Source organism: Oceanospirillum multiglobuliferum (genome assembly GCF_900167095.1).
Lineage (GTDB): Bacteria > Pseudomonadota > Gammaproteobacteria > Pseudomonadales > Halomonadaceae > Oceanospirillum > Oceanospirillum multiglobuliferum.
In genome coordinates this window covers 12,358-24,569 of the sequence record NZ_FUXG01000006.1, presented here as the reverse complement: position 1 = coordinate 24,569, position 12,212 = coordinate 12,358, and the positions used below count along the sequence as shown (strand labels likewise).

The window sequence follows — 12,212 nt, the reverse complement described above, 5'->3', positions numbered from 1 at the left end:
ATAAGCTTTCTGAGGTGCAGGCACGAACCTTTAAGCGTCGTCTGCTCGGTTATGTGCTGACGTACAAGAGGCCATGAAATAATCTCCAACAGATTGATGGAGATTTAAGTGTGAGTGGCGTTTCGGAGTTTATACCCGCTCCGTTTGAGTAGTTTCAAAGAACTCATTCCAACCTGCTTTTGTTCTCATAGAAATGTTTTTGTCTTGAACAAAGCTTGCGACATTCTTTATTACTGTTGAGCACTCTTCATCACTAAGAAGAGAGAAAACAGACAAACAAAAGCTTTTATAATCAATAAAATCGAAACGTTTTCCCTTGTATTGAAAGCTGCCATCAGCGAGATTCAGATCCTTAGTATCAAGGTCCATTCGGCATATAAATGTAACCGGAAGATTTAAATGCCCAGTTGATTGCAATGCATCCAAACTATCATCGAGTCGCTTTAGAGAAACAGGTTTTACCGTGATCTCATAAAGGGTTATTGGTTTTCCGTCAGTTTCTAGCCAGATATCTGCTGGTTTTTTTGAGGTTGTATTCGTACCAAATGCGCTTTCCCCACCGCCTATCACCTCAGTCTCTGATGTACGAAACAAACCGGATAAAAGCTGGGAAACAAGATACTGAGGCAAATTACCTGACTCAGGATATTTGAGAGTAAAGCCTACAAGTCGATTCCCAACTGTTTGATTTGAATGCTCTGATGATTCAATTTCTGCAAGCTGAAAGCCCGTTATTGTTTGTGAGTATGCCCATAAACGAAAAAAGAAATAATCAATTAACCTCGCTCTTTTGTTTTGCTTAGAACTCATTACCAAGCGCAAATAGTTTACAGCAGCCAAAGCTGCTGTTTGTGGCCTTCTTCCTTGTGCCCAATCTTCGTTAAGTTGGTTCGTATTCTTTGCTACATTTAGCGGGTCGGATTTCCCACATGGAATGCCATTTTCTTGTAATGCATACCATATGCCAGATTCAAAAATCGGTCTTGGATTGCAGCCATAAAAATTATTTAAAGGATCATAATTCTCATTAAGATGTAAGCCCGTCAATGCAGTTACTACAACACCACGAAAACCTTTGGCATTCACCTCAATTAAATCAGTTAGCAACTGATGGACATTAGAGCCAGACTTAAACTCTGGGAAATCCGCTTCACTTTTTGTCTTTGCAACACCTAGCCTTGTATTAACATAGTACTGGCCCGATGTATTTCGTTCAGTGATACTAGTCATGCTGAACCCCTGTGAACTCTCTTACGATAGTTTGGAGTCTCAGATTTTCTTTTATGCGAAGTGCGTTAAGAATCTGAGAAAACTCAAGAACATCCAAACGTCTTTCAAATTTTTCGATTTTAGATATATCAGATTGATTTAGACCCACCTGCTCCGCTAGCTCTCCTTGGGATACATTTAGCCTTATTCTCTCTTGAGTGAGTTCTTGCACCAAAGCTTGGTATTTACTGTTGTGGATAGTTTTGCCCATATATCTGATCATTCAGAAGCTTGTAAATAAGCAGCATGATGCTATGATTAATAAATTATTCGAAATTGGAATAATTTAATGAAAGCTATTTCTTTATTTAGTGGTGCTGGTGGCATGGATGTTGGTTTCAAAGATGCCGGCTTTAACGTAGTTGCAGCTAATGAAATGGATAAGCACGCATGTGAGACGTTTAAGGCTAATCACCCAAATTGCAAGTTAATCGAAGGCGATATAGATATCTGTGGTGAAGAATTATTCTCCTTGAAAGATATTGATCTAGTTTTTGGAGGTCCTCCATGTCAGGGCTTTTCTGTTGCAGGAAAAATGGATCCAGACGACCCAAGAAGTAAACTAATTTTTAGTTTTTGCAGTGTTGTTGAGAGGGTGAAACCGAAAGCTTTTGTAATGGAAAATGTGAAGGCTCTAGGTTCACTTTCAAAATTTGAAGATGTAAGGACAGAGCTTTTGTCGCGATTTCAAAAAGCTGGTTATGTGACAACCATTCATATTTTAAATTCTAAAGACTTTGGCGTGCCGCAGGCCCGCGAAAGGGTTTTCTTTATTGGTGTTAGAAATGAAAAAAAAGCAGTCCATAAAGCTAATTTTAGAAAGTACCTGAAAACAGCACCAACCCTAAGAGAGGTGCTAATACCTCTTGGCAAACCCGGCACTGAACGTAACGACCGCATTTGTAATGCAAAAATAACTTTGGCTGCAAAGCCTATACTTAGAAAATCTCCTTATGCGGGAATGCTGTTTAATGGTCAAGGACGTCCATTAAATCCAGATGGCTGGGCAAGCACACTACCTGCCAGCATGGGAGGAAATCGTACTCCTATAATTGATGACAGGCATCTTTACCAAGGTGGCAACTCTTGGGTTGAAGAATACCATCGAAATCTACTAAAGGGGTGTAAGCCTCAAGGTATGCATGAAGCCCCATCCTATCTAAGAAGGCTAACTATTAATGAGGCTGCTTTGCTGCAAACGTTTCCAGAGGAATACATTTGGTGCGGACCTAATAGCAAAGTATATTCTCAAATAGGCAATGCTGTTCCTTGCGAGCTAGCAAAAGTAGTAGCCAGCTGTTTGATGGATATATTATCTGGTGTTACTCTTTCAGAAAAAGAACATGTTGAAGAGGGTGAAAACATGGAGTTGGCTTTTGTGTGACGTAGAAATATAGCTATATAAGCGGTTATACAAATGGCAAAGTTATGGCTATAACCGTTTGTGGAGCAGCCGCAGGACTCTAGGAAATTTGCTTTTTAATGCAATGTTTTCCCTGTCAACCTGTGGCTTATCTACAAGCTATTTTCTAGCCTATTCCACGACTAAGTCACTCGTTTTGTTCACTGATAAGGCTATCTTTTACCTCCTTTATGCTGTACTGGCAATAGTCGCTCCTCAGGAGTTCTCTAACTCATACACGCTTAACTTGACCGTCACTCAGCTCTGCAGCATCGACTCTACCGAATCCGCTTTATGTCCCTTCCCTTCAACAAGCTCTTGAATCGCTGATGCAGTTGTTGCGTTAGGCTGTGGTGTTCGCAGTTCAAAAGGGATTCCACCGTGGTTGATCACCGCTTTAGCAAATAGCTTCAGCGCTTGTGATGTGCTCAAACCCAGTTCATCGCACACATTGGTAAAAGCCACTTTTGTGTCGTGGTCGATACGTGTGCTTAGCATTTCTGTTCTCATAAATAGCACCTTTGTGCATACAACGTATTACATCGTTAGACACGAGTATAGGAGAGCCTTGGTCTGTGCTCAATAGAGGCTGTGGATAAGCTGGCGAGTTAAAGCTCCGTTCGCATAACTTTTACGTCAACTGTTGCAGTGCACAGGGTTCTGTATAATGCTCTGGCAGGGATTTTTTCTAATAATAATGGCTGGATAATGTAAGAGGCTCCTATGAAGCGCGAGACTATAGCGTTACACCACGGTTACACCGCTGATAATCAGAAGTCGGTTGCGGTACCGATTCACCAAACCACGTCGTTTTCTTTTGACGATGCACAACACGCGGCAGATCTGTTTGACCTGAAGGTACAGGGCAACATCTATTCGCGCATTATGAACCCCACTTGCGATGTGTTAGAGCAACGTGTGGCGGCGCTTGAAGGCGGTTTGGCAGCGCTGGCGGTCAGTTCAGGTATGGCGGCAATTACCTACGCGATTCAAACGATTGCTTCTACAGGCGATAACATTGTTTCAATCAGCGAGCTTTATGGCGGTACTTACAACCTATTCGCCCATACGCTGCCGCGCCAAGGTATTGAAGTGCGTTTTGCAGATAAAGATGATTTCGCCAAAATTGAAAGCCTGATTGATGCCAATACCCGTGCGGTGTATTGCGAGTCTATCGGCAACCCATCGGGTAGTGTGGTGAATATTCCGAAACTGGCCGAAATTGCTCACAAGCATGGCGTGCCTGTGATTGTGGATAACACGGTGCCAACACCATTTTTATGCCGTCCAATCGAGCTGGGTGCGGATATTGTGGTGCATTCTGCGACTAAATATATCGGTGGTCATGGTACAACCATCGGCGGTGTGATTGTGGACTCGGGTAAATTCCCTTGGGCAGATCATGCCGATCGTTTCCCTCTGTTGAATGAGCCAGATGTGTCTTATCACGGTGTCAGCTATACCCGTGATGTGGGTGCGGCTGCTTTCATCGCCCGTGCGCGTGTGGTGCCATTACGTAATATGGGTGCGGCACTGTCGGCTCAGAGTGCGTGGAACTTGTTGCAAGGTTTGGAAACGCTGTCATTGCGTGTTGAGCGTATTTGCGAAAACACGCAAAAAGTTGCGGAGTTCCTAAAAGGCCATGAGCAAGTCAGTTGGGTGAAATATGCAGGTTTACCTGAGCATAAAGATCACGCGTTGGCGCAAGAGTTTATGGGTGGCAAAGCCTCAGGTATTTTGAGCTTTGGTATCAAGGGTGGCCGCGAGGCGGGTGCGAAGTTCTACGATGCGCTGCAATTGATCCTACGTTTGGTGAACATTGGTGATGCCAAAAGCTGTGCGGCTATTCCGGCTGCAACCACTCACCGCCAGTTGAATGATGAAGAATTACTTGCGGCGGGCGTGTCTGCGGACATGGTGCGTTTGTCGATTGGTATTGAACATATTGATGATCTTTTGGCCGATTTAGACCAAGCACTATCTACTACTAAGTAGGTTGAATGTGCCGCGATCATCGGCAAAAAAGCAGTTAAAATTGTTGTTTTGCTCGGCGTTCTGAGTTACTTTTTAACTCGGTTTTCTGGGCGATTGCCTTAAAAAACAGGAGCCTTGTGCTCCTGTTTTTGTCTCTGGTAAGCCTCCCGTATAGCTTGTCCTTTTTGATTTGAATCTTCTGTTTAGACTGTATGGTCACTAATTGTTCTTGTGAATCAGTCTTCGCTTAATTACTGTATTTGTCATACAAATAAACCAATAAATAAACAGAGGTTTTCCCATGTCGCAATTTCTAAGCCGCTTTCCTGTGCCAGAAACCATTGATGATCTTCCTGAAGACCTTAAGCAGCGTATTTTGGCTGTGCAGGAGAAGGCAGGTTTTATCCCGAATGTGTTTTTGATGTTGGCGCACCGTCCGCTAGAGGCGCGTGCTTTTTTCGATTACCACGATGCGTTGATGGAGCGTGAGTCTGATACGCTGACACCTTCTGAGAAAGAGATGATTGTGGTGACAACCAGCGCCCGAAACCAGTGTTTGTACTGTGTTGTTGCACATGGTGCCATATTACGTATTTACAGTAAAAAGCCTACAATTGCTGACCAAGTAGCGGTAAACCACAAAACCGCACAGATCAGTGAGCGTGAGCGTGTGATGCTAGATTTTGCGCTTTATATCTCACAAGAAACGGGCGAGTTGAACGCGGATTGGGAGCAGAAGCTTGCAGCGCAAGGCTTTACTCAAGATGATATTTGGGATATTGGTTCGATCAGTGCATTCTTCGGTTTGTCTAATCGTTTGGTGAGCTTAACCAATACACCACCGAATGATGAGTTTTATCTGATGGGGCGTTTACCAAGAGATAAAAAATAAGCTCAATTTCCTATTAATTACACTTTATTACGGTTTGTATCGTAATAAAGTGTAGTGTCAGGTCAGCCTGCTTGTGTTGTTGAATGTGGCATAGAAAGCGTCTGTCTGGCTTAGCGCTACTTTTGCGCAGTTATTTATAGTCAAACCCTGCTAAAATTCAGCTTCTTATTGGTCTACTCTGAGTTGCTGCATCTATATGTCTTTTATCTCCCTTGGTCTTTCCGAATCTCTGTTAATGGCGCTGGCTGAGCTTGGCTATGAGCAGCCTACTGAAATTCAACACAAAACGATTCCAGCGGTTTTACAAGGACGTGACTTGTTAGCTGCGGCAGAGACAGGCTCAGGGAAAACTGCGGGCTTTATGTTACCAATGTTGCAGCAGTTGATAGCGTTGTCACCTGCTACAGCCAATCAAGCAACAATGTTGGTCTTGGTGCCGACTCGAGAGCTGGCGCTACAAGTTGAGCAAGCCGTTCGTCAATATGGTCGATTCTTCCCTCGACAATTGAAAACCTTAGCGGTGTATGGCGGCGTGTCTGTTAACGTTCAAATGCAGGCCCTGCGTTCAGGTTGCGATATTGTTGTGGCGACACCGGGTCGTTTGCTGGATCTGCTGGCGCGTAACGCCCTTAATCTGAGGGCTGTGAAAAGTTTGGTGCTGGATGAAGCGGATCGTATGTTGGATCTAGGCTTTTCTGAAGAGCTGAATCAGCTGCTAGCGCTATTACCGAAAAAGCGTCAGAACTTGCTGTTTTCAGCAACTTTCCCAGAAGAGGTGCAGTCGCTTATAGATCAGTTGCTGGTAGACCCCGTGCGTATTGAGCTTGAGCAGGACAGTCATATTCCAGAGCAACTCACACAGCGCGCTATTGAGGTGGATCATGAACAGCGTACGGCTCTGCTGAAGCATCTCTTGCTTGAAACCTCTGGGGCGCAGTTTTTAGTTTTTGTTGCCAGCAAGCGCACGGCTAATAATGTGGTCTTGAAGCTGGAGCGTGCGGGTTTTTCCGCACAAGCCTTGCATGGTGATCTGGCGCAAACTGATCGTAACAATGCCTTAGCAGAGTTCAAGGCGGGATTATGTCGTGTGCTGGTTGCAACGGATTTGGCGGCGCGTGGTATCGACATTCCTTTGCTGCCGTATGTGGTGAACTATGATCTGCCGCGTTCACCTGCGGATTATGTTCACCGCATTGGCCGTACAGCGCGGGCGGGTGTGGCGGGTGTGGCGTTCTCTTTTATTGATCATGAAAGCGATGCGCACTTTAAACTGATTGAAAAGCGTAATGCTTTGAATGTGCCTAGAGAGCAGATCAAAGGCTTTGAGCGTAACCCTAATATTGAAGTGGCTGGGCCGAAAACTAAGGGGCAGGCTCCAGTAAAAGGCAAGCGCAAGAGCAAAAAGGATAAGTTACGAGAAGCTGCGGCGGCTGCCACACCTGTGAATCAATCAATTTGGAATAAAAAGGCCAATTAAGCGGTGATTAAAAAACTGAGTCTAGAGGCTCAGTTTTGCCATCAGGCCAACCACAAAAAGCATCAGTAGCATGGTGGACAGCATCCAGAAGCTGAATAGGCGGTCAGAGCGTCGGCCAAGAGTGTCGATTCTTGTGCTGAGTTTGCCTGCGCGCTCGTTTAACTGGCTGCTTTGTTCGGAGCGTAACTCATCTAAGCTCTGGCGCAGGCGCTTTTGTTTATCGCTCAGCTCTGTTACCAGCTCTTTTAAGTGCCGATTTTCCTCTTCTAAGCGTACTAAGCGCTCTCGGGTTTCCAGCTGAATATTGAGGCCGAACAGTTCTTGTTCAGCCAAACGAGGGTGGGAGTGTGTGCCGCTGTCTTTTTTAGAGTCAGCAGTTGCATTTGAAGCTTCCATTTCGATCTCCTTTGCCTGTTTGGCTGAAGTTGGCGTGCTATCGGTGGTAGCGCGCACTCAGTTCATGAACGGCATCCACAAAAACTTTGGCATGTTCAGGATCTGCAAACTGGTTAATACCATGACCTAGGTTGAAAACATGGCCTGAACCGTAACCGTAGCTGTCTAAAATACGCGCTACTTCGGCTTTGATGCCCGCTGGCGAGCCAAATAGTACGTTCGGATCCATATTGCCTTGCAGTGCCACACGGCCTTTTGTGCGTGCTCTTACTGAGCCTAGCTCGGTTGTCCAATCTAAGCCAACCGCATCTGCGCCTGCCGCTGCAATATGCTCAATCCACTGACCGCCATTTTTAGTGAACAGAATCACTGGAATCTTACGGCCTTCATGTTCACGAATTAAACCGTGGACAATCTGCTCCATATACTTCAGCGAGAACTCTAAGTATGCCGGAGTGCTCAGTGCGCCACCCCAAGTGTCAAAGATCTGTACCGCTTGAGCGCCTGCACGAATTTGTGCGTTCAGGTAGCTGGTTACAGATTCTGCTAGTTTCTCTAGCAGTTGGTGCAAGGTGTCTGGCTGTCCGTACAACATGCCTTTGATATGACGAAACTCTTTGCTTGAGCCGCCTTCCACCATATAGGTCGCCAGTGTCCAAGGGCTGCCAGAAAAGCCGATCAGTGGCACACGGCCATTCAGTTCATGACGAATGGTTTTTACGGCATTCATCACATAACCTAAATCACGCTCTGGATCTGGAATAGGCAAGGCGTCAACATCGGCTTGTGTGCGCACAGTTTTTTTGAACTTAGGGCCTTCGCCCTCTTCAAAATATAAGCCTAGGTTCATGGCATCTGGAATGGTCAGAATGTCAGAGAACAGAATCGCGGCGTCTAAATCAAAACGCTCTAAAGGCTGAATGGTCACTTCGCAGGCCAAATCAGGGTTCATGCAAAGATCCATAAAGCTACCCGCTTGGGCGCGGGTGGCTTTGTATTCTGGTAGGTAACGACCTGCTTGGCGCATCATCCAAACAGGGGTGACATCAACAGGTTGGCGAAGTAAAGCGCGTAGAAAACGATCGTTTTTAAGTTCTGTCATGATTCAATAAACCGCAGTTTTCGGGTTTGAGAAGACTATAAAGGTCGGCTAATTTGCCCATATTGTACCTGAGACAGCCTGACTCACTAGCATAAAAGTCAAACTATTCATTCAGAGTGAATAGTTTTTTTACTCTCAAACAAGCATTTAGCAGGTGCTAACAGATGACATTATGGTCTTGGCTGCTAGAATGTCCGACTCTTTATATCGGGTTAAGACAGAGGTGAGCCGTGTCTGTGAACTTTATTGCAACATCTCGACTGCCAACGCCGTGGGGCGTGTTTAACATGCACGGCTTTGAAGAGTTAGAGACGGGCAAAGACCATGTGGCCTTATCAATGGGTGATATTGCCAATGGTGAGCCTGTATTGGCGCGGGTGCACTCAGAATGTTTAACAGGGGATGCGCTGTTCAGCTTGCGTTGTGATTGTGGTTATCAACTACAAGAAGCGTTAAAACGTATTGCCGCAGAGGGTCGCGGAGTTTTGCTGTACTTACGCCAAGAGGGGCGCGGTATTGGCCTGTTGAATAAGGTCAAGGCTTACGCGCTGCAAGATGCTGGTGCTGATACGGTTGAGGCGAACGAAGCTTTAGGCTTTGGTGCCGATATGCGAGAGTACAGCATGTGCCAACCGATGCTGGCACATATTGGTGTGCAATCGGTACGTTTAATGACCAATAATCCGCGTAAAGTGGATGCTTTAACTCAGTTTGGCGTAACGGTGGTCTCCCGTGAACCCATCCAAACGGGCATGAATCCACATAATGAAAACTATCTGGCGACTAAGGCGGGTAAGTTAGGACATATGATGGACTTAGACGCTTTCACGCAAGCTTCAGATGTTGAGATTGAGCGCACTAAGTAAAAAAAATTTGGGGCAGGCTAATATTAGCCTGCAAGTTTTTTCAGGTAAGCCTCAATACTGTTTTCAATACCCTGTGCGTTTAGGCCGCATTCAGCCAGCAGTTCGTTATGGCTGCCTTGGTCAACCCAGCGGTCTGGTAAGCCCAAGTTGAGCACGGGTTTAACAACGGCTTCTTGCATCAGTAGTTCGTTGATCCCGCTGCCTGCACCGCCTGCGACCACGTTCTCTTCGATTGTGACCAATACATCGTAGTCTTGTGCTGCCTGAATAATGGCGTTGCGATCCAACGGTTTTACAAAGCGCATATTCAGCAGGCCGTAGCCTTTACGCTCCGCCACTTTTTCTGCTGGTGTGACCATTGAGCCAAAGGCCATCAGCATCACCTTTTGGCCCGTTTGGCGCAGTTCAGCTTGGCCGATGGGTAAGGCTTGCATCTGTTCCTCAATGGCTTTGCCACACCCTGCGCCCCTTGGGTAGCGTACCGCAGCAGGCCCTTGATGTTGGTAACCCGTATACAGCATCTGGCGGGCTTCATTTTCATCCGCAGGGGTCATGACCAGCATATTGGGTACGCAGCGTAGGTAGCTTAAATCAAGCGTCCCATGATGAGTTGGGCCATCTTCACCCACTAAGCCCGCTCGGTCGATGGCAAACAAAACGTCCAAATTTTGCACTGCCACATCATGCACCAATTGGTCATAGCCACGTTGCAAAAAGGTGGAGTAGATCGCCACTACAGGTTTTAAGCCATCACAGGCCATACCTGCGGCCAGTGTTACCGCATGTTGTTCTGCAATTGCAACGTCAAAGTAGCGATTAGGATAGTCTTTAGAGAACTGTATTAAATCAGACCCCTCACGCATGGCAGGGGTGATCCCCATCAGGCGCTCGTCTGCTGCAGCCATATCGCATAGCCATTGCCCAAAGACATTGGAGTATTTAGGCTTGGGGCGCTGATCGGTGTGAGTTTTGTGTTCTTTTTCCAGCTTGGTAATGGCGTGATAACCAATCGGGTCAGCCTCTGCGGGTGCAAAGCGCTTACCTTTCTTAGTGATCACATGTAGAAACTGTGGGCCGCTCAGGTCTTTGATATTGTTGAGCGTGTTCACTAACGAGTGAATATCATGACCGTCGATGGGGCCGATATAGTGAAAGCCCATCTCTTCAAAGAGTGTGCTGGGAGACACCATGCCTTTGAAGTGTTCCTCTGTTTTACGCGCCAGTTCCCAAGCTTTCGGCAGTTTGGACAGTACCTTTTTACTGCCTTCACGCATGCGGGTGTAGGCTTTGCTGGACAGCACTTTGGCTAAGTAAGTGGCAAAGCCGCCTACGTTCTCAGAGATCGACATTTCGTTGTCGTTCAAAATCACCAGTAGATTGGCATCCACGTGTGCTGCATGGGCCAGTGCCTCAAAAGCCATGCCTGCGGTCATAGAGCCATCACCAATGATAGCCGCCACATGGCGTGGTTGTTGGCTTTCACGCGCGGCAATTGCCATGCCTAAGGCTGCACTGATAGAGGTGCTTGAGTGTCCGACGCCAAAAGTATCGAACTCAGACTCTTCCCGTTTAGGAAATGCCGCCACGCCATTGTATTGACGAACCGTGAGCATCTGCTCTCGGCGACCTGTTAGAATTTTGTGAGGATAAGCCTGATGGCCTACATCCCAAACCAAGCGATCATCAGGTGTATTAAAAGCATAATGCAGTGCCACAGTCAGCTCGACCACGCCTAGCCCTGCGCCAAAGTGTCCGCCTGTTTGCCCAACGCTATACAATAGATACTCGCGCAGTTCATTGGCCAGTTGAGGCAGTTGCTGCTCTTCTAGCTCTCGAAGGTCTGCCGGCGTGTTGACCTGATCCAACAAAGGTGTCGTTGGGCGGGAGGTCGGTATCTCTTGAAATAGCTTATAATCGGACATCGTCGGTACTTATTAAGTTGAGCAGCTAGTGGTTGCGCTGAATAGTGTAACGGGCTAAGGCTCGAAGCAAATCAGCTTCAGCACCGAAGTGCTCAAGGGCGGATAGTGCGGTGGAGACTAAATCCTGAGCTTTTTGCTTGGCTTCTGCAAGCCCCAGTAACGCAGGGTAAGTCGGCTTGTTAAGTAACTGATCAGCCCCTTGTTGTTTGCCAAGGGTTTCGGTATCACTCTCAATGTCAAGAATATCATCTTGCACCTGAAAGGCTAAACCTATTGCAGCGGCATAAGCGGTTAATGCTTTAAGCTGTACGTCACTGGCTTGAGCCGCAATAGCCCCCATACGTACGCTTGCAATGATCAATGCGCCTGTTTTATGACGGTGCATATTTTCCAGTGCGGCTAAATCAAGCTGTTTGCCCACAGAGGCTAGGTCAATCATTTGACCTGCCACCATACCTTGGCCGCCACTGGCTTTTGCCAGCTCCTTTAATAGTGCGAGCTGCTGAGCGGGGGTGACCAAACTTTCACTGCCCAATAATACCTCAAAGGCCGCTGTCTGTAGTGCATCGCCTGCTAAAATAGCCGTCGCCTCATCAAACTGAATATGGCAAGTGGGCTTACCTCGACGTAGATCATCATCGTCCATCGCAGGCAGGTCATCGTGAATCAAAGAGTAAGTGTGGATCAGCTCCACAGCGACAGCAGCAGTATCGCAAGCAGTTAAAGGTGCTTGTAGGGCTTGTCCTGCGGCATAGACTAGTATTGGGCGCATTCGCTTGCCACCATTAAAAACACTATAACGCATGGCTGCGCTGAGCTGTTCTGAGGTGGTTTTGAGCTGATTAAGGGCAAGATCCAGTTGTTGATCAGTGCGTTGAATCAATGGTTGGAAAAGATCTTTGCTGGTCACGT

12 protein-coding genes are annotated in these 12,212 nt (G+C 46.7%); 5 read left to right on the top strand and 7 right to left on the bottom strand.

The features are described 5' to 3' along the window. Nucleotides 1–129: 129 nt before the first annotated feature. Both B5D26_RS05745 and B5D26_RS05740 read right to left on the bottom strand, forming a co-directional pair. Entirely contained in the window at nt 130–1,230 is a 1,101-nt protein-coding gene (locus B5D26_RS05745; RefSeq protein WP_078744777.1) for a hypothetical protein, read from the bottom strand. Then, on the bottom strand, nt 1,223–1,480 hold the full coding sequence (locus B5D26_RS05740; protein WP_078744895.1) for a helix-turn-helix domain-containing protein: 258 nt from the start codon (nt 1,478–1,480) through the stop codon (nt 1,223–1,225). The genes B5D26_RS05745 and B5D26_RS05740 overlap by 8 nt, the downstream gene beginning before the upstream one ends. 78 nt (nt 1,481–1,558) lie before the next feature. Here B5D26_RS05740 and B5D26_RS05735 point away from each other — a divergent pair, with 78 nt between their 5' ends. Continuing rightward, nucleotides 1,559–2,653 carry a DNA cytosine methyltransferase gene (locus tag B5D26_RS05735; RefSeq protein ID WP_078744776.1) on the top strand — a complete coding sequence of 365 codons (1,095 nt, stop codon included), beginning with the start codon at nt 1,559–1,561 and terminating at the stop codon, nt 2,651–2,653. 276 nt (nt 2,654–2,929) lie between these two features. Here B5D26_RS05735 and B5D26_RS05730 read toward each other — a convergent pair whose 3' ends face one another. After that, the gene (locus B5D26_RS05730) at nt 2,930–3,181 is read right to left on the bottom strand and encodes a type II toxin-antitoxin system RelB/DinJ family antitoxin (RefSeq protein WP_078744775.1); all 252 of its coding nucleotides are present in this window, start codon (nt 3,179–3,181) and stop codon (nt 2,930–2,932) included. Nucleotides 3,182–3,394: 213 nt separating this feature from the next. Here B5D26_RS05730 and B5D26_RS05725 point away from each other — a divergent pair, with 213 nt between their 5' ends. The 3 genes from B5D26_RS05725 (at nt 3,395) to B5D26_RS05715 (ending at nt 7,014) form a co-directional block, all read left to right on the top strand. Continuing rightward, entirely contained in the window at nt 3,395–4,666 is a 1,272-nt protein-coding gene (locus B5D26_RS05725) for an O-acetylhomoserine aminocarboxypropyltransferase/cysteine synthase family protein (protein WP_078744774.1), read from the top strand. 280 nt (nt 4,667–4,946) lie between these two features. Continuing rightward, complete coding sequence (locus B5D26_RS05720) at nt 4,947–5,537, top strand: peroxidase-related enzyme (RefSeq protein WP_078744773.1); 591 nt, start codon at nt 4,947–4,949, stop codon at nt 5,535–5,537. 196 nt (nt 5,538–5,733) lie between these two features. Beyond that, the gene (locus B5D26_RS05715) at nt 5,734–7,014 is read left to right on the top strand and encodes a DEAD/DEAH box helicase (protein WP_078744772.1); all 1,281 of its coding nucleotides are present in this window, start codon (nt 5,734–5,736) and stop codon (nt 7,012–7,014) included. Between the two features lie 21 nt (nt 7,015–7,035). On the opposite strand, the gene B5D26_RS05710 is transcribed toward B5D26_RS05715, so the two are convergent. Next, nucleotides 7,036–7,410 (bottom strand): hypothetical protein, encoded by a 375-nt coding sequence (locus tag B5D26_RS05710; protein WP_078744771.1) that lies wholly within the window; start codon nt 7,408–7,410, stop codon nt 7,036–7,038. Between the two features lie 37 nt (nt 7,411–7,447). Further along, nucleotides 7,448–8,512 (bottom strand): uroporphyrinogen decarboxylase, encoded by a 1,065-nt coding sequence (hemE, locus tag B5D26_RS05705; protein ID WP_078744770.1) that lies wholly within the window; start codon nt 8,510–8,512, stop codon nt 7,448–7,450. Between the two features lie 230 nt (nt 8,513–8,742). Here hemE and ribA point away from each other — a divergent pair, with 230 nt between their 5' ends. Further along, nucleotides 8,743–9,378 (top strand): GTP cyclohydrolase II, encoded by a 636-nt coding sequence (gene ribA / locus B5D26_RS05700; RefSeq protein ID WP_078744769.1) that lies wholly within the window; start codon nt 8,743–8,745, stop codon nt 9,376–9,378. A 23-nt stretch (nt 9,379–9,401) separates the two neighbouring features. Here ribA and dxs read toward each other — a convergent pair whose 3' ends face one another. After that, on the bottom strand, nt 9,402–11,300 hold the full coding sequence (gene dxs / locus B5D26_RS05695; protein ID WP_078744768.1) for a 1-deoxy-D-xylulose-5-phosphate synthase: 1,899 nt from the start codon (nt 11,298–11,300) through the stop codon (nt 9,402–9,404). 25 nt (nt 11,301–11,325) lie between these two features. After that, entirely contained in the window at nt 11,326–12,210 is an 885-nt protein-coding gene (gene ispA, locus B5D26_RS05690; protein WP_078744767.1) for a (2E,6E)-farnesyl diphosphate synthase, read from the bottom strand. Nucleotides 12,211–12,212: the final 2 nt, after the last annotated feature.

What these genes read in the sequence shown, in the direction of transcription:
- B5D26_RS05745 (WP_078744777.1), bottom strand. Translation starts at nt 1,230, where the DNA reads ATGACTAGTATCACTGAACGAAATACATCGGGCCAGTACTATGTTAAT.
- B5D26_RS05740 (WP_078744895.1), bottom strand. Translation starts at nt 1,480, where the DNA reads ATGGGCAAAACTATCCACAACAGTAAATACCAAGCTTTGGTGCAAGAA.
- B5D26_RS05735 (WP_078744776.1), top strand. Translation starts at nt 1,559, where the DNA reads ATGAAAGCTATTTCTTTATTTAGTGGTGCTGGTGGCATGGATGTTGGT.
- B5D26_RS05730 (WP_078744775.1), bottom strand. Translation starts at nt 3,181, where the DNA reads ATGAGAACAGAAATGCTAAGCACACGTATCGACCACGACACAAAAGTG.
- B5D26_RS05725 (WP_078744774.1), top strand. Translation starts at nt 3,395, where the DNA reads ATGAAGCGCGAGACTATAGCGTTACACCACGGTTACACCGCTGATAAT.
- B5D26_RS05720 (WP_078744773.1), top strand. Translation starts at nt 4,947, where the DNA reads ATGTCGCAATTTCTAAGCCGCTTTCCTGTGCCAGAAACCATTGATGAT.
- B5D26_RS05715 (WP_078744772.1), top strand. Translation starts at nt 5,734, where the DNA reads ATGTCTTTTATCTCCCTTGGTCTTTCCGAATCTCTGTTAATGGCGCTG.
- B5D26_RS05710 (WP_078744771.1), bottom strand. Translation starts at nt 7,410, where the DNA reads ATGGAAGCTTCAAATGCAACTGCTGACTCTAAAAAAGACAGCGGCACA.
- hemE (WP_078744770.1), bottom strand. Translation starts at nt 8,512, where the DNA reads ATGACAGAACTTAAAAACGATCGTTTTCTACGCGCTTTACTTCGCCAA.
- dxs (WP_078744768.1), bottom strand. Translation starts at nt 11,300, where the DNA reads ATGTCCGATTATAAGCTATTTCAAGAGATACCGACCTCCCGCCCAACG.